Origin of the sequence: Actinoallomurus sp. NPDC050550 (genome assembly GCF_040655075.1) — a bacterium.
GTDB lineage: Bacteria > Actinomycetota > Actinomycetes > Streptosporangiales > Streptosporangiaceae > Actinoallomurus.
Genome location: NZ_JBFAJC010000021.1, coordinates 135,167 through 155,427 on the forward strand (window position 1 = coordinate 135,167; position 20,261 = coordinate 155,427).

The following is a 20,261-nucleotide window of genomic DNA, read 5'->3' on the forward strand; positions in this document are numbered from 1 at the left end:
GGCCATGTACACCGGCCCCCGCGACGAGGAACCCGACGAGCGTGACGTCGAGCTGCTGCGGCAGGAACGCGAGCGGCGCGAGCGCGTCCGGCACCGCGACGCGCTCTCCTGGAAGATCGTCGGCTGGGTGATGGCCGGGGCCCTCGCGCTGCTGTCGTACGACTCCGGGGGCGCGGCGCTGGACGCTCACCGCGCGGGCCGCCCGTGGCTCTACCCGGCGACCGTGTCCGTGGGCTGTGCGCTCGTGCTGCTCGGCCTGGTGGTGGCCTGGGCGCTTCGCCGCCGCTCCTGACCCGCGCGCGTACGGCCCGGCGTCTCAAGCTGTGGAAAGGCCGCTGCGCGGCGCTGCGCCTCAACTATTCTTGCTGCACGTGACCGACATCGTGCTCCCCGACAGCCTCAAGCCCGCCGACGGCCGCTTCGGCTCCGGGCCGTCGAAGGTCCGTCCCGAGCAGGTGGCCGCCCTGGCGGCGTCCGGCGCCACCTACCTCGGCACCTCGCACCGGCAGCGGCCGGTCAAGTCGCTCGTCGCGCGCGTCCGCGAAGGGCTGGCGCAGCTGTTCTCGCCGCCCGAGGGATACGAGGTCGTGCTGAGCAACGGCGGCACGACGGCGTTCTGGGACGCCGCCGCGTTCGGGCTCGTACGGGAGCGGTCCCAGCACCTGACGTTCGGGGAGTTCTCCTCGAAGTTCGCGAAGGTCACGAAGAAGGCCCCGTGGCTCGCCGACCCGTCGGTGATCGAGAGCGAGCCGGGTTCCCACCCCTCACCGGTGGCCGACGACTCCGTCGACGTCTACGCCTTCACCCACAACGAGACCTCCACCGGCGTCGCCATGCCGATCGAGCGCCCGTCGGACTCCGGGCTCGTGCTGGTAGACGCGACCAGCGGCGCCGCCGGTCTGCCCGTCGACGTCGCCGAGACCGACGTCTACTACTTCGCGCCGCAGAAGGGGTTCGCCTCCGACGGCGGGCTGTGGCTGGCGCTGATGTCCCCGGCCGCGCTGGGCCGGATCGAGGAGATCGCCGCCTCCGGCCGCTACATCCCCGACTTCTACGACCTGACCGTCGCGGTGACCAACTCCCGCAAGGACCAGACGTACAACACCCCCGCGGTCGCGACGCTGCTGCTCATGGCCGAGCAGATCGAGTGGTTCCTGGAGCGGGGCGGCCTGGCCTGGTCGACCGGGCGCAGCGCCGAGTCCGCGCGGCGGCTCTACACCTGGGCGGAGAAGACCTCCTACACGACGCCGTTCGTCGCCGACCCCGCCCAGCGCTCGAACGTCGTGGGCACGATCGACTTCGAGGGCGTCGACGCCTCCCAGGTGGCGAAGGTCCTGCGCGCCAACGGCATCGTCGACACCGAGCCGTACCGGAGCCTGGGCCGCAACCAGCTGCGCATCGCGATGTACCCGGCGATCGACCCGGACGACATCGAGGCGCTCACCGCCTGCGTCGACCACGTCGTCGAGCGTCTTTAGATGGGATCGCCCGGCACGTGATCAGGCGGAGGAGGAGCCTGGCGGGGCTGTGCGTTCTTCGCCGTCAGTCCGGTGTGGCCGCCGCGCCGTCGAGGACCAGGTCGATGATCTGCCGGCTGGCCTGTTCCGGGACGAGTTGGTCGGTGTTGCCCGATGCCATGCGGGCGAGGAGAGGTGAGACGAGAAGCTCGGAGATCAGGTCGGGGTCGATGTCCGGGCGGATCTCTCCTCGTTCCACGCCGCGTCGCAGGACATGGTTCATGGCTTCCCGGCGGGGAGCGATGATCTCCTCGAAGTAGCGGCTGTGCAGCCGGGGGAAGGTCGCGGCCTCGGCGTTGAGGGCTCTCAGCATGCTGCTGGCCCGCTTGTCGACGACGCGCTCGGCCAGGGCCTGCAGGAGGACGGCCAGGTCGTCGCGGGTGCCGGCACCGGGCGGCGAGGGCCGTCGTTCGTTGATCGTCTCCAGCACGTCGAGGTAGAGCTCGTCCTTGGTCTTCCAGCGCCGGTAGACGCTGTTGCGGGAGACTCCGGCCTGTTTGGCGATGGCCACCAGCGACAGGCCGGTGAGGGTGGCGCCGGCGGCGACCATGTCGAGGACCGCGTCGATGATGGCCGCGTCGGTGGCAGGGTCGCGCTGCCGCCCGCCGCGACGGCCTTGGAGTTCCGCGTTCACTCCAGTAACGATACAGGGCTGTTTCGTTTGCTCCCGGCTTGCGGTAATAATGGAACAGACCTGTTCTGATTCGTTTGCGGAGGTTCCTCATGTCCGATGCCAGCACTGCGGCCGCCAGGGCAGGCAGCGACACCGCTCCGGTCGCTGCCGATCCGCCGCCCGCACGCGTTCCCGTTCTGATCGTGGGCGGCAGCATCGTGGGGGCTTCGGCCGCGCTGTTCCTCGCCGTCCGCGGCATCACCCCCGTCCTGGTCGAGAAGCACGCCGCGGTCTCGACCCGGCTTCGCGCCAAACTGTTCTATCCGCGCACGATGGAGGCGTACCGCAGTGTCGGGGCCGACCAGGACATCTACGCCGTCCAGCACCGCCTCCCGCCGGCCGACCATGCCGCGGTGGTCACCTCGCTCGCCGGCCCGGAGCTGCGGCGCTGGCGGCTGCCGGCCGCGGAGGACTTCAGCAGCGTCTCGCCGTGCCCCAGCGCCTTCGTCAAACAGGCCGACCTGGAGATGGTCGTCCGCGCACACGCCCGCGCCGCCGGCGCCGACCTGCGTTTCGGCCACCGCCTTCTCGAACTACGCCGGCACGATGACCACGTCGCGGCGCTGATACGCCGTGCCGACGGCAGCACGTACACCGTGGCGGCCGACTATCTGCTGGCCGCGGACGGAAACGGCAGCGCCGTCCGCGAGAGCCTGGGCATCGGCCGCAGCGGCACCGAGGTGATCGCGCACGTCGTGGAGATCGGCTTCGAAGCCGATCTGCGCCAGATGCTCGAGGGCCGTCGGCTCGCCCTGGCCTTCACCGGCCCGCCCGAGCAGGCGTTCCTGTCCTGGAACACCGCGCAGGACCGCGGGACGGTGTCGGTGACCTACGATCCCGCACTCACCGATCCGGCGACATTCGATGGCCGACGGTGCCGTGAGATCGTCTCACGCGCGCTCGGGCTGCCGTCATCGCGCTTCACGCTCACCGGGAGCCGACCCTGGCAGATGGGCGGCTGGGTGGCCGACTCGTACGGCGCCGGCCGGGTCTTCCTGCTCGGCGACGCGGTACACGTCACCCCGCCGACCGGCGGCTTCGGCGCCAACACCGGCATCCAGGACGCCTGGAACCTCACTACCAAACTGATCTCGGTCCTGCGCGGCCACGCGGACCCGCGGCTGCTGGACGACTACGAGCCCGAACGCCGCGCCGTGGGTCGGATCACGGTCGAGCAGGCGCTGCTGCGCGCCCGCGACCGCGCCCAGGTCCCGATCGAGGACCGTCCGCTGCTCAGTGAGGCGGCGGTGGCCCTCGGCTACCGCTACCCCGTACCCGGCGACGACCCGGCCGATCTACCAGCGGCCGAGGAGCCGGACCGCTGGCGCGGCGAGCCCGGCACCCGGCTGCCGCACCTGCCCCTCATCGGCCAGGACGGGCCCGGCTCCACGCTCGACCTGGTCCGCGACGGCCGCTACCTGCTCCTCGCCGGACCCGAAGGACACCTCTGGGTACAAGCCGCACACCAGCTGGACCCGCACGGCACCTTCCTCGACGCGACGCTCCTGCCCCGCCAGATCGCCCCGGCAACCACACGGCCCGCCGACGCGTGCGGCATCAGCGACCACGGCGCCCTGCTGGTCCGCCCCGACCACGTGATCGCCTGGCGCACTCCCAACTCCGCCCCCGACCCCCTCACCGCCCTCGCCGACGCCACCCGACGGGCCCTGGGCCGCCCAACGGCACACTGAGGCAGCAGGACTCACGTCGGAATATCCGGGCTCACGGCATGGGAGTCGAGGCCGGCCGGCCCCTGCCGAAGGCGCCGATGGTGGCATGGAACACTCCCATGGCCAGAACGCCGACGGCGGCGGCCGAGAAGGCGGGCACAGGGTGGGCCGTCATGTCGGCGGCGACCGCCGTCAGCGCGGCGATGACGTACATCGCCCAGCCCGCGACGAGGTTGACCAGCGGGCCACTGCCGAACAGGCAGGGGAAGCGCTCCTTGGTGATGCCTTTGACGAAGTGCGGGGTGGCGTTCGCGCCGAAGACTCCGGCGAGGAAGCTCAGGACCAGGCTCATGTGATCATCTCTTCTCGGGGGTGCCGGTGAGGCCTCGAACGGTCAGCTCGACGAGCTGCCGGAGCCGGGCGTGCAGGACCTCCGGCTCCTCCCGGGCCTGAGTGATCCCGGCCAGGGCGTCGAGCAGGAGCGTGGCGGCGTCGCGGGCGGACAATGCGTGGCCGAGCAGGTCGAGCTCGTCGGCGCAGTCGAGGAGGACGGCCTCGACCACGTCGCGGTAGGCGTCCTCGAAGGCTCGGACGACGTCCTGGGCGATGTCCGCCGCCTCGCTGAACAGCTCCGCGCGGAACTCGGCGTCGATCGTGCCCGCGAACAGGTCGAGCTTGACGACCAGCGTCCCGTACAGCCGCTCCACGACCGGTCGGCCGGCCCGTCCCGCCTCCCGCGCCGCCGCCGTGACCCGCTCGGCGATCAGCTGCCCGACCGCACGGAAGATCTCTTCCTTGTTCTTGAAGTGCTGGTACACGGCCGGCCGTGACATCCGCGCCGCTTGCGCGACGAGGTCCATCGACGTACGGCGGTAGCCGTACCTGCCGAACACACCGAGCGCGGCGGACACGACCTGCTCCCGCTTCGCCTCCATCGAGGTGGACATACTGACACTATATATTCAATTTGTCAGTTCGTCAGGCCTACGGGCAGTTGCGTGCCCTTCGAACGCAGGCTGGCCTGTGGGATGATTTGACGTGTCAGGTGGCCTTTGGCCTGTTCCCCCTCTGACCGGGTGAGGGAGGAGCCGGCATGGACATCACGCCGCAGGCTGTGGTGATTCCCAAGGAGACCGACCACCTCGAACAGGGCAAGTACGGTCCGGTCTTCCCGCGGACCCCGGCGTGTTACGGGTTCACGATCATCGCCGACGTCAAGCCCGGCCACGCCGAAGCCATCCGTAACCACGGTCACGCGCTGGCCAAGGCCTTGGAGGCCGATCCGTCTCTTCTGGCGCCGCTGAAGCTGCACTACCTACGCTGGGTGTTGTTCGATGACGACACCCGGTTCATGTACCAGGGGATCTTCGACACCGACTTCGACAAGTACACCGAAGACGCGATCGCGTTGTTCACCAAGGCGGGGGTGAACACGGCGTTCGAGAACCTCGTGGGCTTCCCCGAGGACTGGAAGACCAATCCCGAGGCCTTCGTCACGTTCGTCCGCGAGCACCACTGCCCGAGCTTCATCGAATACGGAGAGTATCCGTACGTCACCGCCGATGAGATCAAAAAAGCGCTGCGGATCAAAGGCGCCCTGTCGGAGATGCTCGACCAGATGCAGTAAGACCAGGCCCCCGGTGCGTCCTACTGGTGATCGGAGGCGAGATGAGCGAGTCCAGGACCGCGCGCGTCTACAACCAGAACCACGTACCGCGCCCCTACACCCCAGGCCGCCGGCGGGTGAGCATCTACATCTCGTGGAGCTATCCGGCCGAGGCGGGCAGGAACCCGGCCGAGCTCGACAACCGGTTCTCCACGCTGACCGAGGTGCGGCGGGTGAACTGGCCGGCCTATGAGGACCCGCGCTGGTCCGATCCGCTGCGCTTCCAGCAGGGCATCGCCGGATCGCTGGAGCTGTTCTTTTGGGGATGGGCGCCGTTCCAGCAGTTCGTCGAGGAGGCCACCGGCCACTGCGTGCCGGTGTACCAGCGCATCGACCAGGCAGGCTTCCGCACCGTGCTGGACGAGCGGGTGCTGGATGACACCGACACCCTGTTCGTCTTCGGCCTGGACCACATGATCACCGGGCAAGAGGCCGAGCCCGCAGAAATCGAGGCGCTGCGGCATTTCCTGGCCCGGGAGGGCACCTGCCTGGTGCTGGGACCGCACCACGACGTGGGGGCCTCAGACGATATGGCCGTACGCGACGCCGAGTACCACCACCATGGAGACGCCCTGGTACCCCGCCGGCAACGCTTCGGCCGCTACGTCCGCGACCTGATGCGCGGCCTCGGGGTGCCGGTGGAAAACCGCTATGGGCTGCGGCCCGCGGTACAGCAGGCCAACAAGATCGCGCCGCTGTCGGTCAATCAGGACCTGGATACCAGAGGATGGCTGGATGGCGTGACCACCTTCAACTTCCACATGCACCTGCCGCACTACGCGGTGACGACCGACGAGCCGGACGTCATCTATGTGCTGGGTCGCCAGCCGATCGACCCCTCGAGACCGCCGCACCCCTTCACCGAGGCCGGCAACACCGAGTTCAACATGTGCTTGTGGATGCCCCCTGAGGGAGAACGCGCCGGCGACGTGCTGCTGGCCGACTCCACGATCTTCAGCTCGCTGTTCGGCGGCGATGAGAGCCTGCGTGCCTTCTGGATGAACATCGTCTCGGCGAAGTGACGCCCCAGGCGGCGGGAGAGGGAGATTGGTGAGTACACCAACGCATGCCGCGCTCGAGCTCGACGACATCCAACGCGGCGTCCTCAGCCCCCGGCCGACCCCGTACGCGGCCACCTACATCCTGTTTCGTATCGACGACCGCGCGCACGGCCGGGAGCTGATGCGGCGCGTACGGGCCGTGGTGACCTCGGCCGCCGACACCACGAGCCCGCTGGGCGATACCTGGGTGAGCGTCGCGCTCACCTTCTGCGGCCTCAAGGCCCTGGGCGTGCCGCCGCAAGCTCTGGAGACCTTCGCCTGGGAGTTCCGGCAGGGCATGGCCGCCCGGGCCGTAGCGCTCGGCGACGTCGGCGACAGCAGTCCCGAGCATTGGGAGGCGCCGCTCGGCGCACCCGACGTCCATGTGGTGCTGACCGCTCTGGCGCCCGACAGTGCCCGCCTTCAGGCGGCCATCGACCGCGCCCGCCCTGCCTATCAGCACCTGTCCGGGGTGAGCGCGATCTGGCGGCAGGACTGCCATGCGCTGCCCACCGAGACCGAACCCTTCGGCTACCGCGACGGCATCAGTCACCCGGCCGTCGAAGGCAGCGGCATCGCCGGATCCAACCCGCTGGAAGCACCGCTCAAGGCTGGGGAGTTCGTGCTCGGCTACCCCGATGAGCTCGGTGGCGTCCAAGCCCCGCAGCCCGAGATCCTGGGCCGCAACGGCACCTACGCGGCCTTCCGCAAACTCCACCAGCGCGTCGCGGCCTTCCGCCGCTACCTGAAGGACAACGCCACCGGACCCGAGGACGAGGAACTACTGGCCGCCAAGATCATGGGCCGCTGGCGCAGCGGCGCCCCGCTGGCGCTCAGCCCCTCGTGCGATGATGCCGTCCTGGGCGCCGACCCTCGCCGCAACAACGCCTTCCTGTACGAACACGACGACCCGGCGGGGTTCATCACCCCCTGTGGCTGCCACATCCGCCGGGGCAACCCCCGCGACGCAGCAGTGGCCGGAGAGCCGAGGCTGCACCGTATGATCCGGCGCGGCACCGCCTACGGACCGCCGCTACCCGACGGGATGCTGGAGGATGACGGGGCCGACCGAGGCCTGATGTTCGCCTTCATCGGAGCCCACCTGGGCCGGCAGTTCGAGTTCGTCCAGTCCGAATGGATGAACGACGGCGTCTTCTTCGGCGCGGGCAACGCACGCGATCCTCTCATCGGCTCCAGCGACGGCCCCGACGACTTCACCATCCCTCAACGGCCGCTGCGACGGCGCCTGCGAGCGCTGCCCCGCTTCGTCATCACCCGTGGCGGCGAATACTGCTTCCTGCCTGGGCTGAACGCTTTGAACTGGCTCGGTGATCTCCGCAGCTGAAGGCACGGCCAAGAGCCACTGAGAGTTGAGGCACGTCGCCTACGTGTCAACGGCGGCGTTTTTGATCAGTTCGATGCTCAGGTAATTGAGCAGTCGGGCTGATCGTGGGCGTCAGGGAGTGGCGTTTGAGTTGGGCGTGTTTGCGGGGTTCCGTTGGTGATCGGAAGCCACTTGATGCTCTGCGGGGTGGGGCTTTGCTTGATCCTGGCGAACGGGCCGTGGCGGACGCCGGTGCCGATTGACAGCGGCCAACATTAATTCCCCGGGTACGGCCAGTTAGTCCAGTTACTCTCAGTCGAGAACTCGGAAGGTTTGGGCGCAGTTTGTTGGTGCTAGAAGGGCAACGGTCATCTCGATGTGTAGGCGTACTTGGGGAGGAGGTCGGCGTGGGTGAGCGGGGCCAGGAGGCTGTGGCGGCGATCCGGGCGGTCTTCGATCGGGTCACCGCCGACGGGTTGGTGCCGGAGTCGGTCGCGGGCGCCACGGACGAGCAGGTCGAGGCGTTTGCCGCCGCACAGGGCGTGAGGGTGGTGCCTGAGACCGTTCGTGAGGTACTGCACCTGATCGGTGTGCGGAAGGGGTTGTGGCAGGCTGGTAGTTCGCTCGGTGTGGACGCGGTCGGCGGCGATGCCAAGCGATACGCACAGGCGACTCTGTCGCGCGACGGCGGCGCGATCCAGGACGCGGACGGGCTGCTGGTGCTGGTCATGCACCAGGCATATGAGTTCCACGTCATCGACGGCGCCGACCTCGGCAACCTGGATCCGCCGGTCTGGCTGATCACCGAAGGAGAACCGGCAGACCCGGTCTGGCGCTCGGTCACCCACTGGTTCGACAGCATCAGCCCAGATGTCAGCGCCTATCGCTCCCGACTGGAGTTGCTGGTCAAGCTCGGCAAACGAATGCCGTCCTGGGCGCAGCACCTGCGACCCGGCGACACAGGATGAGCGGGGTGAACGGGCGCCGGCTCGTGTCGCCCCCAATGAGCCGATTGAGGTCGACCGGCCGAGGCAGTGACACTCAGTGAAACCCACGGCCAGTTAGCTCCCCGCCAAGTGGCCGTCGGCGGGGAATCGGAACTGGCCACCAACAGCCGATCAAGTGGTGGCGTCGGCGCAGCAGAAGCGGGCCACCACCGGCGAGGTGGCGGCATTCGGGGTCGATGTGCTCGCACGGTTCGCCGCCCGACTGGCACACGGCACGATCGCCTCGGATGCGGAATCGGAGATGGTTCCCGTGATCTTGCGCCGTCCAAGGCTGCAGCGATGACCCCTGGCTATGCGGGAGATGAGATTTGCCGCCTTTGCCCGGCAGGTGCGGGATCCGAGCCTTCCCTATGCGCGCAGGGAGAGCGCGTACCGCGAGTGCGTGGCCCTGTGCCACCCGATCGGGTGGCACGAAACGACCAGCTTCCTGGAGGAGAAGGCCGGGTCGTTCGGAGGCGATGACGGGCCCCTGCTGCGGGCCCTCGACCTGCTGGAGGCGAGCCGGGACGTGTGGATGGCGGAGCTCCGCGGATACGAGCAGCAGCGCAGGCGGGAGAAGCGCGAAGGCCGCCGGACCCCAAGCAGCAGGCCGCCTTCTGTTCCGATGTACTGGTACGGGGCGCCGCTCGAGGGCGAACTGTACGCGCTGCGGTACTGGCGGCGGCGGCACAATCGAACTTTGGGAGATCTTGGGGTGCCACCGGTCGGGTGGCGGCCCCGGTAGGGCAGCCAACTGGTGAACAGCTCGGTGACCGGAGTCAGGTGCGGCGCGAACACCCCGTCCAGCAGCTCCCACCCGCCGCCCAGGCTGAGCCTGTCGGGCCGGGCCTGTTGCACGGGATCGGCCCGAGGGCCGTTCGCATTCTCCGCGAGACGATCGGCTGAGCTCTCGTCGAAGGGGGAGCGGGTCGTCGGCGGGCACGACCCGGTCGAGGGGTGCGTTGTAGTGGGTAAATCTCGATGATCTCCGTGGCAGACTTCATCGATCCGCTGCCAGCAGGCGCGTAGCTGCTTGATGTTGATGAGGGCCTCGCCAGAAACGACTCTGGCGAGGCCCTCGGTCCGCGGCAGGGAACGGTGTGCCAGTCAGGCCGCCTTGCCGGGTCGGGCGGTTCCCGCTCCTGGTGGTGCTGGCCGCCGGCGTGCTCGCGTGGGCAACGCGGTGCTGGCTGCGGTAGCTGGGGCCATGAGGACCGGTGACGCGCTCGGCGAACCGTACCCGGCGACGCTCCCGCGTATCGGGTGGCGCAGGCCGGAACCTTCACGCGGAAGCAGTCGCGACGAGCCTGCAGAGCACGTACGGCGGGTGGGTCATCATCTGGTCGGCCTGGCGGCAGGCCTTCACCGCCTTCTCCGCGATCAGCACCGACCCGGTGGTCATCGACGAGCCGTCCGTGTCCCGGCTGCTGCAGCGGATCGGCGAGGTCGAGCTGGCCGCGAGGACGCCAGGGCATTCGGTGGACGGCGTCGTGGACGACGTGAACGCCCGCCGAGCGGCGGAGACCATGCGGGACCGCATCGTCTGCGGCGACCGGCCGTCCGGCCGGAAGATCCTCTCCGGCGACGAGCTCGCCCCGATACTCCGGGTCGACCGGCGGGCCGTCCACCGGGCACTGTCGCATCTCGAACGGCTCGGATACCTGAGGACGGTCCCCGGCAAGGGAACCTACGTCCGGCCGCCCTCGGACTGGCCTTAGCGGGTCCTGGCCAGATGCCGCACCGTGGACGCATCGGTGACCCGCAGATCCTCGCCCGCCTCAGCGAGAAGCCGGAAGTACTGCATTTCCCACTGACGGCAGGGCCATAGATATGGCACATAGAGAGCAAAAACCCGTAAACCCATCAGTAACACCGAACCGAAGGGGTAGAAAACGTCCAAGGAAAGGCGCGACGGTAGCTCAATGTCGCACTCTTAAATCCCAACATCAAAGAGGTGGTACGGTTGTACAACGGAGATGGAACACCACTCAAGCCTCCCCCTGGCTATGACCTGAACATCGCCCGAACCTGTTCTTTTATCGTCAACGTAGCCTGCGATATGTGCGAACAGTGGAAGGCCGCAGGCAAGCCGAGCCCCGACAAATTTTCCTGGAAACCCTCCGATAGCTGCCCTATCACCAGCGCAATGTTTCCCGTTGATCACTGGAAGTTTCAAGGCCCCATCTGGAGCACTTTCGCCCCCGAAGGCAAAGCGGTCAGCGAACCATTTGCGATATTCGCCTATGGACCTGACACTCAAACGGCATTTCTGGCCTTTCGCGGGTCTCAGACGAGCGACGATTTCATCATGGACGGCAAGATCAAGCTGGTGCCCTATACTCCGCCGACGGCCTCGCCTATAACAGACATCCAGGTGGCGCAAGGGTTCTATGGCGTCTTCAACGGTCTTGACCACGGCGCCTTGATGGGCACGTTGTCAGAGCTCGCCCGCAGCGGCGGAAAGCTCATTGTGACCGGGCACAGCCTCGGTTCGACTCTGGCGACCTTGACCGTGCCGATGGCATGCGCCGCAGGAATACCCAAAGCGAACATCCTGCATTACAACCAGGCCAGCCCCAAGGTTGGGAATTCGAAGTTCCAGGCCTACTACACCGACTTGGGCGTGCAGACATTCCGGCTGGTGAACACCTACGACGCGGTGCCGAAGCTACCGCCGGGGCCGTATGTTCCGGTCGGTGTCGAGGCCCCGTACGGTGCCGACTACCCGACCGAGGCGGAATGCCATAATCCCTGCTGTTCGTACTCCTACGCTCTGTTCAACCCCACCGCGCCCTACAACCCGGAGATTGATACATGCATGGCCCGGTCGAATCCTGATTTGCGCACTCCCTAACGATCGTCGCTCTCTAAGCTCACGGGCAGGCGGTGGTGATCGCCTCGGTCCCAGGGGTCGTGTCAGGGTTGGGGCATGAAGTACATGGTGCTGATGTACGCCGATCCCGCAGCGACCGAGGCGATGTCCGCGGAGGAGCGGGCCGACGTGTTCCGCAGGCACGAAGCGCTCCACCAGGACTTGGAAGGGTCGGGTGAGATGCTCAACGGCGCCGGGCTGGCCTACCCGAAGGACACGACGACCATCCGGTGGCGCGATGGGGATGGATCTGCCACGACGGACGGGCCTTTCATCGAGGCGACCGAACAACTGACGGCCTACTACGTGATCGACTGTGCGAGCCCGGAACGGGCGCGTGCCATCGCCGAACGCGTGGTCGATTTCCACGTCGTGGCGGTCGAGGTACGGGCGATCCACGACTCATTCGGCATGGACGGCGCCTGATCGGCCGATCCGGTCACCAGGCCACCGGAGCGATACGACGGTCACAGCTCCGGGGGCGGGGCGGCGCCGTGGCCGGCGTCGGGCGGGCCCCAGGGCAGGCCGTGGCGTTCGCAGGCGCGGCGCAGCTCGGCCAGGTCCGGCGGGAACGACACCCGCCGCAGGACCCGGCCCACCGGGCTCCACACCACCAGTCTCGGTGCCTCGGACTCGTCGATGCCCACGCCGCCGAGCGCCTGCCGTGTAACGCTCCACTCCGTGCGCCCCAGCCGTGTCACCGACGAGATCCCGGACGAGGAGATGCGCAGTTGCGGCCGGTTGCGGTCGTACAGCCACGTGCCCGCGAGCCCGAGGACGAGCCCGGTCGGCGCGGCCCACGACAGCGCGGTCCAGAACCCGCCGAGGTCGCCGCGCAGCCAGACCGATCCGAGCACCGCGACCAGCTCGCAGAGCGTCGCGGTGACGGCGTACGCCAGCACGCGGGTGCGCCGGGGCACGTCCAGCTGCACCGGAGGCAGGGTCTTCGTCTCCGGCTCCGTGAGGGCCGGGGACGGTTCGAGGGCCGCCTCGATGCGGGTCATGGAGCCGTGGAAGGCGGCGTTGACGTACGCGTCGTACTCGGCGTCGGTGATCGGGAGTCGCATCCGCCGGGCGGCCTCGCGCAGGTCCGTACGGGAGATGCGGAGCATCGACAGCGGCGCGGCGAGGAACTCGTCGCCGTCATCGTCGTACATCCGCAGCCAGGCGTGCCCGTCGACGGTCAGGAGCTCCATGCCGCCGATGCGTTCGCGGGGCATCCGCAGGATGACGTCGCCCGCTCCGTCGGCCCAGCCGATGCCGTCCTCGTCGACGACGAGGCGGCCGCCGGGTACCCGGGCGAAGATGTCCGGCAGTCCCGCGAGGCCGTACTGGGACGGCCGCCGTACTCCCTGCTCGGGCGTGACGACCTGGTAGCCCCGCTCGTTGAGGGCGTGCGTGAGCTGGAAGGCGTCCAGGCCCTCGGCGGGGAGACGCGCCAGCACCTGCAAGCGGTACCCGAACACCGTGGCGACGGTGTGCCGTCCGGTCAGCCGGCCCGTCACCGGGTCGACGGCCGTGCCCGGGCCGACGACGACGGCGGCGACATGGTCGGCGCGCACCCTCCACTCGGCGACCGTCGCGTGCCGGACGCGCAGCTCGTTCGGGCTGATCGACCACGACAGCGGCGCGCCGGTCAGCCGGCGGCGGCGCGCGCCGAGGACCGCGACCGCGCCGACGACCGCCCACAGGCCGCCCATGAGCCGGTCGCCGAACCCGAGGCCGCCGTCGAAGGCGGACCGGACGAGCATGGTGAGGGCGAGCAGCGAGAGGAGGATCCCGAGCGCGACGGAGCGCCGCCGCCCGGTCACCGCGGTGTCCAGGGTCGTCGGCGTGGTCAGCGCGGCGGGGTGGGGTTCGTGGGCGACGGCCAGCAGGGTCGCCTCCTGGTCGCGCAGGCGCTGCTCGGCGCGGCGGCCGAGCGCGCGCGGCGCGTCCTCCTCCGACGGCAGGTCGCCCTCGTCGAAGACCGAGCGGTCGCCGTCGATGACGTGGGTGGTGATCCCGAGCCTGCGGGCCGTCATGTAGAACGTGAGCGGCTCGAAGCCCATCTCGGTGAGGGTGCCCGCGGCGGTCGACCCGAACTTGTGGAAGATCGTCAAGACCTCGTCGTCCGCGGTGACCGTGAACTCCTCGATCCGGTCCCGCTCGTACGCCTCCTCCACCGAGCCGTCGGGCGCGAGGCGTTCGAGGCCCGCCTCGGACAGCCGCCAGACGCCGGTGCTGCGCGACCGCAGGCCGAGCAGCCACGGCATGAGGTTGCAGGCGACGACGGCCCCCAGCCACACGCCGGGCTGCGGGATGGGGAGAAGGGCCACCAGCAGGGACAACAGCGCGAACGGGCCGGGCGCGACGGGGCGCGACCGCCGCGCGGGGGCCCGAAGGCCGATCAGCTCGAGGTCCACGAGAACAGATCGTGACATGTCAGCGTCCCATTCGTCATGACGCTCGTCTGCGAGCGAACACCACAACACCGGCCAGGGCGAGCGCCCCGACGATTACTACGCCCAGCATCGTGCGGCCCTTGTGCATTCCGTCACCGGTCCCGTCGGCCGTCGTCCGGTGCTTCGAGGTCGGCGTGGGCGACGGCAGCGCCTCCTTCGGAACCGGCCCCTGCCACAGCGGCTGCCGTACGCCCTCGCCGCTGAACAGCAACGACCGGCCGTCGGCGGTGTACGTGATGCCCTCGCCGAGCTTCTGGTCCGGGACCTTGACGCCGGTGAGCTCCTTGCCGGGCGCGGTGTAGATCTCGGCGTCCCAGTAGCCGCGGATGACGAAGGTGCGCCCGTCCGGCGCGAACGCCCCATCCGTCGCGTACAGCGGGGCGTCACCGACCTGGTGCATGACGTTGTAGCCGCTGGTGCTCAGTTTCTTCGGCCCCTCGTACAGCGATCCACCGAACTCCTTGCTCGCGATGTAGATCTGGCTCGTCCGCGGGTCGACCATGAGCGTCTCGGCGTTGTGCGATCCGTCCTCGAACTTGATGCGGTACCTCGTGGCGGGCACCGTCTGGGTACGGATCGTCTTCGGCTCGGGGATGCGGTAGACGGTGGAGTACGGCTGATCCTTGAGGTTGTCGCCGATGTCACCGACGTAGAGGTAGCCGTCCGCGCCGACCGCCATCGCCTCCCAGTCTCGGTTGTGCGCCCCGCCGAGCGTGATCGCCGCCCGGACCCGGCAGTCGTCGATCCCCAGCGCGAACAGCTGATTAGAGCCGCCCGAGTCGTTGAACGTGTAGACGATCCCGGGATGGCGCCGGCTCGCACCCAGCCCGCTGGACTCGTCGATGCGCGGGTCGTCGATCGTGCAGAGCTCTTTCGCGCCCTCGGCGAGGGCCCGTACGGGCGCCACCGCCCTGGCGGGCACCGCCCACACCAGCGGACCGCCCACGGCCAGGAGAGCGGCGAACGTACGCGCCCTGACCGGCGCCGATCGACCGGGTGACCCGCCCCGGCGCAGCCGCCTCAATGGAGGAGCGTGCCGAGGACGACGGCGAAGACGAGCGCCGCCAGCACGGTCGGCAACAGCCATCGAGGAGCACGATTCACAAGCCGAGCCTATGCGCTCCGGCGCGAGAATCGCGCAGCCCCCGTCCCAGGCGTCGCAGCACCTGACGGACGGTCAGCGAACCTTCCCCCTCCGCCACCGGGCGGGATCGATCTCCACAGGGAACGGCCGGGAAAGCTTGACCGGCTCCTCCGACGCGACCACCTGCCGATAGGCGCCATCGATCAGCTCGAAGACGGTCAGTCGCGGAACGGGAAGGAGTTCGGCGATCCAGTAGTGCGGAACGCCCACCTCGGCATAGGCCTCGAACTTCTCCCCAAAATCCCGGTTGCGGCTCTGCCTGCTCCCGCTGATCTCCACCGCCAGTACGACGTCGGCCGCCTCGAACTCCTGCGGCTCCGCATCGACGGCGTCCTCCAGCACCACCGCGAGATCAGGAACCTTCAACCAGTCGTCCCGCTGATGAGTGACGACCTCGACCTCTTGTACGACCTCCAGACCGGCGGCTCTGGCGAGCTCCCTCAGGACAACGGCGATCTCAAGGGAGGCCACCTGGTGAGGGGCTGCGGGGCGGGGGCTCACGATCAGGACACCGTCGTCTATCTCGTACCGGTGGAACTCGTCCTCCGGCAGTCGGCGGAGAGCGTCGACGGTCCAGCGACCGTGACTCTCCGTAAACATTACCGACACTGTGTGTCCTCTCCCACCGAGTTGCGAAACTCAGCGTAGTTCGAATCTCATTGATCGTGTGGGGAGGTCGCCTGATCTGTCGTTGATCTCGGGCAGTATGTCCACGTGTCGGAGCCACAGGCGGCATCTTCCGCGCCCGGGACGCAGGTCTTGGAGGCCGTGCTCGAGCGGATCACCTTTGCCAGCGAGGAGACCGGGTACACCGTCGCGCGGGTCGCCACCGACCGGACCGGCCCGGAGCTGCTCACGGTCGTGGGGGCGCTGCTCGGCGCGCAGGTCGGCGAGAGCCTGCGGCTGACCGGGCGGTGGACGTCGCATCCGAAGTACGGCCGGCAGTTCGAGGCGCACTCGTACACGACCGTGCTGCCCGCCACCGTGCAGGGCATCCGCAAGTACCTCGGCTCCGGGCTGATCAAGGGCATCGGCCCGGTGATGGCCGACCGGATGGTCGAGCACTTCGGCACGGACATCCTGCGGGTGATCGAGGAGGAGCCCGAGCGCCTGGTCGAGGTGTACGGGCTGGGCCCGAAGCGATCCAACCGCATCGCCGCCGCCTGGGAGGAGCAGAAGGCCATCAAGGAGGTGATGGTCTTCCTGCAAGGGCACGGCGTGTCCACGTCGCTGGCGGTGCGGATCTACAAGCAGTACGGCGACGAGTCGATCTCGGTGGTGCGGAAGGAGCCGTACCGGCTGGCCGCCGACGTGTGGGGCATCGGGTTCAAGACCGCCGACACGATCGCCCAGGCGGTCGGCATCCCGCACGACAGCCCTGAGCGGATCAAGGCGGGGCTGCAGTACACGCTGTCGCAGGCGGCCGACGACGGGCACTGCTACCTGCCCGAGCCCAACCTGCTCACCGAGGCGACGAAGATCCTGGAGGTGCCGCGCGAGCTCGTCGGCCCCTGCCTGGAGGAGGCGGTCGCCGCGGAAGAGATCGTGCGGGAGCGCATGGCGGCCGGTGAGGGCGAGGTGCCGGCGGTGTACCTGGTGCCCTTCCACCGCGCCGAACGCTCGCTGGCGACCGGGCTGCTGGACCTCCTGGGCACCCGGGAGGACCGCCTGTCCGCCTTCAAGGGCGTCGACTGGGACAAGGCCCTCGGCTGGCTGCGGCAGCGGACCGGAATGGACCTGGCCCCCGAGCAGGAGGAGGCCGTACGCCTGGCGCTGACCGAGAGGGTCGCGGTGCTCACCGGCGGACCCGGCTGCGGGAAGAGCTTCACCGTGCGCTCCATCGTCGAGCTGGCACGGGCCAAACAGGCCAAGGTCGTGCTGGTCGCGCCGACGGGGCGGGCGGCGAAGCGGCTGGCCGAGCTGACCGGTCACGAGGCCGCGACTGTGCACCGGCTGCTGCAGTTGCAGCCTGGCGGCGACCCGAAGTTCGACCGCGACAACCCGCTCGACGCGGACCTCGTCGTCGTCGACGAGTCCTCCATGGTCGACGTCATCCTCGCCAACAAGCTGGTCAAGGCCGTTCCGCGCGGTGCGCACCTGCTGCTCGTCGGCGACGTCGACCAGCTTCCGTCGGTGGGCGCCGGGGAGGTGCTGCGCGACCTGCTGGCCGCCGACGTGATCCCCCGCGTACGCCTGACCAAGATCTTCCGGCAGGCCCAGCAGTCCGGGATCGTGGTCAACGCCCACCGGATCAACGCGGGGCAGTCGCCGCAGACGCGGGGTTTCCCGGATTTCTTCCTGTTCCCGTGCGAGGAGGCCGAGCCCACCGCGGAGCTGACCGTCGAGATCGTGGCGCAGCGGATCCCTCGTAAGTTCGGCCTCGACCCGCGTCGCGACGTCCAGGTGCTCGCCCCGATGCACCGTGGCCCGGCCGGCGCGGGGAACCTCAACACGCTGCTGCAGGAGGCGCTCACGCCGCACCGCGAGGGGAAGGCCGAGCGCCGCTACGGCGGGCGGGTGTTCCGCGTCGGCGACAAGGTCACCCAGCTGCGCAACAACTACGACAAGGGCGCCGCCGGGATCTTCAACGGCACGGTGGGCGTGGTCACCGGCATGTCGCTGGAGGAGCAGACGCTGACCGTGCTCACCGACGAGGACGAGAGCGTCGACTACGACTTCGCCGAGTTGGACGAGCTCGCCCACGCGTACGCCGTGACGATCCACCGTTCGCAGGGCAGCGAGTACCCGGCCGTCGTCATCCCGCTGACGACGAGCTCGTGGATGATGCTGCAGCGCAACCTGCTGTACACCGCCGTCACCCGAGCCAAGAAGCTCGTCGTGCTGGCCGGCTCCCCCAGGGCCCTGGCCGCCGCCGTCCGCACGGCCGGCGCCGGACGCCGCCACACCGCCCTCGACCACCGCCTCCGCCCCGACGCCTGATCTCCCGACCGGGCCGCGCGTCTCCGAGGGAGTCCAAGACCCCGGCCGGCTCCACCAGCCGTACACCGTCGGCGAACAAGCTCGCCGACTGCCGCGCCACCCGCTCCGCCGGCCGGTCGCCCGCGTCGGTTGCCCGCGCCGGTGGCCGGTTCCGGCCATGGATGCGACGTTCGCGGCCCTCCGAACGATTTTTAATGGGGGTGCTCGCGTGCGGATCAAGTCACTGACCTCGTCGGAGCGGAGACTGTGGGATGCGTTCCCGACCGGCGAACGGGTGACTCTGGGAAACGGTGACCCGCGCCACGGCGCCTCTTGGGGGCCCGACCGCACGATCCGCGCGGAGGTGATCCGCGAGCTTCTCGTCAGCACCAGATCACCGAGCCGGGCGGGCGTCCCGGCGGTACGGCTCACCGGGGCCCGCATCGTGGGCGAGCTCGACCTCCGGTTCGCCGCCGTGTCGTACCCGCTCAGCCTGCGCTCGTGCCACATCACCGACCTGCTGAACCTCCACGGCCTGCGCTGCCGGGAGATCGATCTGGCGGGATCGCGCGTGCGCGAGGGGCTACACGCGTCGACCGCGTTCATCGACGGCCACCTGCTCCTCAACCAGGCGCTGATCGACGGGACCGTCCGGCTCATCGCGACGCACATCGCCGGAGCCCTCTTCATGAACGGCACACGTCTCGGCGGCAGAGGCGGCCGGCCCGTCTTCGAGGCGGACCGGCTGCGGGTGGACGCCGACCTGCTGTGCCGCGACGGCTTCCACGCGGACGGCGAGATGCGCCTCCCCGGTGCCCGCGTCGGCGACAGCGTCGACTTCCACGGCGCGACGCTCGACAATCCGAAGGCGTGCGCGCTCGCGGCGCCCCGGATCGTGGTCGGCGGAGACCTCCTGGGACAGGGCGCCTTCTCCGCGAACGGATCGATCAACATGGACGGCGCGACCGTCGAAGGCCGGCTCGACCTCGACGGCGCGCGGCTGAACAACCCCGGCGGTTACGCGCTTCAGGCCGCCCGCCTCACGGTCGGGGGTGAGATGCGCTGCGGCGCGGACTTCGCGGCCGACGGCGAGGTGCACCTGCTCAACGCGCGGATCACCGGCCCCCTCACCGTCGACGACGCGCGGATCCGCAACCCGCACCGCGTCGGGCTGCACGCCAGCGGGCTGACCGCGGACGGGTTGTACGGCCGCCGGCTGCTCGTCGAGGGCGCCGTCCGCCTGTCGGGGGCGCGGATCACCGGCCCGCTGGACCTCGCGGGCTCCCGCTTCAGGGAGAGCGCCGACCTCAGTCTGGGGTGCTGGTGGCTCACGGCCCGTGAGCTGAAGCTCCGGCCGGCCGAGTGCCCGAGCGGCGTGGTGGACCTGCGGTACGCCCGGCTCGGCCTGCTGGAGTACGAGCCGAAGACCCTGCCCGGGGAGCTCCGGCTCGATGGCCTCACGTACAACGCGATCGAGCCCTCCACGAGCGTCGACGCCGGCCTGGCCTGCCTCGACCGGGCGCCACCGGGCTTCCGGCCCCAGCCGTACGAGCAACTGGCGGAGACCTACCGCGGTGTGGGTAACGACGCCTACGCCCGGAACGTCCTGCTCGCGAAGGAACGCCGCCGCCGGGCGGGCCTGCCGCTGCCCGTACGGCTCTGGGGGTATCTGCAGGACTTCACCGTCGGGTACGGCTATCGCCCGTGGCGGGCCGCCCTCTGGCTCGGCCTCATGCTCGTCGCCGGGACGATCGCGTTCCACGTACGCCACCCTGTGGCCGCCGAATCCGGCCCGGCGCCGCCCTTCAGTCCCTTCTTCTACACGCTCGACCTGCTGCTGCCGATCATCGACCTCGGGCAGCGGAAGGCGTACGCCCCGCCGCCCGGATGGTCGCAGTGGCTGATGTACGGCCTGATCATCGTCGGCTGGATCCTCGCCACGACGATCGCCGCCGCGATCACCCGTGCCCTCCGCCGCCAGTAGCGAAGGGGGCGCGCAGAACGCT

Annotated in this window: 19 protein-coding genes; 13 read left to right on the forward strand and 6 right to left on the reverse strand. The window is 69.3% G+C overall.

The window, feature by feature from the left end; genetic code table 11:
* The first annotated feature begins 4 nt into the window (after positions 1-4).
* Both AB0I04_RS27660 and serC read left to right on the forward strand, forming a co-directional pair.
* The gene (locus AB0I04_RS27660; protein WP_360890318.1) at positions 5-292 is read left to right on the forward strand and encodes a hypothetical protein; all 288 of its coding nucleotides are present in this window, start codon (positions 5-7) and stop codon (positions 290-292) included.
* 79 nt (positions 293-371) lie between these two features.
* A complete protein-coding gene (gene serC / locus AB0I04_RS27665; protein ID WP_360890321.1) occupies positions 372-1,478 on the forward strand; it encodes a phosphoserine transaminase in 1,107 nt (368 codons plus the stop codon).
* Between the two features lie 64 nt (positions 1,479-1,542).
* Here the strand turns inward: serC and AB0I04_RS27670 are convergent, their stop codons facing one another.
* A complete protein-coding gene (locus tag AB0I04_RS27670; RefSeq protein WP_360890324.1) occupies positions 1,543-2,151 on the reverse strand; it encodes a TetR/AcrR family transcriptional regulator C-terminal ligand-binding domain-containing protein in 609 nt (202 codons plus the stop codon).
* Between the two features lie 89 nt (positions 2,152-2,240).
* Here AB0I04_RS27670 and AB0I04_RS27675 point away from each other — a divergent pair, with 89 nt between their 5' ends.
* Positions 2,241-3,881, forward strand: coding sequence for an FAD-dependent monooxygenase (locus tag AB0I04_RS27675; protein WP_360890327.1), 1,641 nt, complete (start codon positions 2,241-2,243; stop codon positions 3,879-3,881).
* A 31-nt stretch (positions 3,882-3,912) separates the two neighbouring features.
* On the opposite strand, the gene AB0I04_RS27680 is transcribed toward AB0I04_RS27675, so the two are convergent.
* Complete coding sequence (locus AB0I04_RS27680) at positions 3,913-4,212, reverse strand: hypothetical protein (RefSeq protein ID WP_360890329.1); 300 nt, start codon at positions 4,210-4,212, stop codon at positions 3,913-3,915.
* A gap of 4 nt (positions 4,213-4,216) precedes the next feature.
* Entirely contained in the window at positions 4,217-4,807 is a 591-nt protein-coding gene (locus AB0I04_RS27685) for a helix-turn-helix domain-containing protein (RefSeq protein ID WP_360890332.1), read from the reverse strand.
* 146 nt (positions 4,808-4,953) lie between these two features.
* Between AB0I04_RS27685 and AB0I04_RS27690 the strand changes: the two genes are divergently transcribed.
* The 8 genes from AB0I04_RS27690 to AB0I04_RS27725 all read left to right on the forward strand — a co-directional run bounded on the left by AB0I04_RS27690 (position 4,954) and on the right by AB0I04_RS27725 (position 12,174).
* Positions 4,954-5,487 (forward strand): hypothetical protein, encoded by a 534-nt coding sequence (locus AB0I04_RS27690; protein WP_360890335.1) that lies wholly within the window; start codon positions 4,954-4,956, stop codon positions 5,485-5,487.
* 41 nt (positions 5,488-5,528) lie between these two features.
* A complete protein-coding gene (locus tag AB0I04_RS27695) occupies positions 5,529-6,548 on the forward strand; it encodes a hypothetical protein (protein WP_360890338.1) in 1,020 nt (339 codons plus the stop codon).
* 28 nt (positions 6,549-6,576) lie between these two features.
* Positions 6,577-7,911: a Dyp-type peroxidase gene (locus AB0I04_RS27700; protein ID WP_360890341.1), complete on the forward strand. Its 1,335-nt coding sequence runs from the start codon at positions 6,577-6,579 to the stop codon at positions 7,909-7,911.
* 386 nt (positions 7,912-8,297) lie between these two features.
* Entirely contained in the window at positions 8,298-8,858 is a 561-nt protein-coding gene (locus AB0I04_RS27705) for a hypothetical protein (protein WP_360890344.1), read from the forward strand.
* Positions 8,859-9,198: 340 nt separating this feature from the next.
* Positions 9,199-9,621 (forward strand): hypothetical protein, encoded by a 423-nt coding sequence (locus AB0I04_RS27710; protein ID WP_360890347.1) that lies wholly within the window; start codon positions 9,199-9,201, stop codon positions 9,619-9,621.
* 472 nt (positions 9,622-10,093) lie between these two features.
* Positions 10,094-10,594 (forward strand): GntR family transcriptional regulator, encoded by a 501-nt coding sequence (locus AB0I04_RS27715; protein ID WP_360890350.1) that lies wholly within the window; start codon positions 10,094-10,096, stop codon positions 10,592-10,594.
* Positions 10,595-10,839: 245 nt separating this feature from the next.
* Positions 10,840-11,730 (forward strand): lipase family protein, encoded by an 891-nt coding sequence (locus tag AB0I04_RS27720; protein ID WP_360890352.1) that lies wholly within the window; start codon positions 10,840-10,842, stop codon positions 11,728-11,730.
* Positions 11,731-11,805: 75 nt separating this feature from the next.
* A complete protein-coding gene (locus AB0I04_RS27725; RefSeq protein WP_360890355.1) occupies positions 11,806-12,174 on the forward strand; it encodes a YciI family protein in 369 nt (122 codons plus the stop codon).
* 41 nt (positions 12,175-12,215) lie between these two features.
* Here the strand turns inward: AB0I04_RS27725 and AB0I04_RS27730 are convergent, their stop codons facing one another.
* From AB0I04_RS27730 to AB0I04_RS27740, 3 genes are all read right to left on the reverse strand, one after another.
* Positions 12,216-14,171, reverse strand: a complete 1,956-nt coding sequence (locus AB0I04_RS27730; RefSeq protein ID WP_360890358.1) for a hypothetical protein — start codon at positions 14,169-14,171, stop codon at positions 12,216-12,218.
* Positions 14,172-14,187: 16 nt separating this feature from the next.
* Entirely contained in the window at positions 14,188-15,138 is a 951-nt protein-coding gene (locus AB0I04_RS27735) for a hypothetical protein (protein ID WP_360890361.1), read from the reverse strand.
* Positions 15,139-15,369: 231 nt separating this feature from the next.
* Entirely contained in the window at positions 15,370-15,936 is a 567-nt protein-coding gene (locus AB0I04_RS27740; RefSeq protein WP_360890364.1) for a Uma2 family endonuclease, read from the reverse strand.
* 114 nt (positions 15,937-16,050) lie between these two features.
* Here AB0I04_RS27740 and AB0I04_RS27745 point away from each other — a divergent pair, with 114 nt between their 5' ends.
* Together AB0I04_RS27745 and AB0I04_RS27750 are read left to right on the forward strand one after the other, a co-directional pair.
* A complete protein-coding gene (locus AB0I04_RS27745) occupies positions 16,051-18,276 on the forward strand; it encodes an ATP-dependent RecD-like DNA helicase (protein WP_360890367.1) in 2,226 nt (741 codons plus the stop codon).
* Between the two features lie 208 nt (positions 18,277-18,484).
* Positions 18,485-20,239 (forward strand): hypothetical protein, encoded by a 1,755-nt coding sequence (locus tag AB0I04_RS27750; RefSeq protein ID WP_360890370.1) that lies wholly within the window; start codon positions 18,485-18,487, stop codon positions 20,237-20,239.
* Positions 20,240-20,261: the final 22 nt, after the last annotated feature.

What these genes read in the sequence shown, in the direction of transcription:
- AB0I04_RS27660 (WP_360890318.1), top strand. Translation starts at nt 5, where the DNA reads ATGTACACCGGCCCCCGCGACGAGGAACCCGACGAGCGTGACGTCGAG.
- AB0I04_RS27675 (WP_360890327.1), top strand. Translation starts at nt 2,241, where the DNA reads ATGTCCGATGCCAGCACTGCGGCCGCCAGGGCAGGCAGCGACACCGCT.
- AB0I04_RS27680 (WP_360890329.1), bottom strand. Translation starts at nt 4,212, where the DNA reads ATGAGCCTGGTCCTGAGCTTCCTCGCCGGAGTCTTCGGCGCGAACGCC.
- AB0I04_RS27685 (WP_360890332.1), bottom strand. Translation starts at nt 4,807, where the DNA reads ATGTCCACCTCGATGGAGGCGAAGCGGGAGCAGGTCGTGTCCGCCGCG.
- AB0I04_RS27690 (WP_360890335.1), top strand. Translation starts at nt 4,954, where the DNA reads ATGGACATCACGCCGCAGGCTGTGGTGATTCCCAAGGAGACCGACCAC.
- AB0I04_RS27695 (WP_360890338.1), top strand. Translation starts at nt 5,529, where the DNA reads ATGAGCGAGTCCAGGACCGCGCGCGTCTACAACCAGAACCACGTACCG.
- AB0I04_RS27710 (WP_360890347.1), top strand. Translation starts at nt 9,199, where the DNA reads ATGAGATTTGCCGCCTTTGCCCGGCAGGTGCGGGATCCGAGCCTTCCC.
- AB0I04_RS27725 (WP_360890355.1), top strand. Translation starts at nt 11,806, where the DNA reads ATGAAGTACATGGTGCTGATGTACGCCGATCCCGCAGCGACCGAGGCG.
- AB0I04_RS27730 (WP_360890358.1), bottom strand. Translation starts at nt 14,171, where the DNA reads ATGTCACGATCTGTTCTCGTGGACCTCGAGCTGATCGGCCTTCGGGCC.
- AB0I04_RS27740 (WP_360890364.1), bottom strand. Translation starts at nt 15,936, where the DNA reads ATGTTTACGGAGAGTCACGGTCGCTGGACCGTCGACGCTCTCCGCCGA.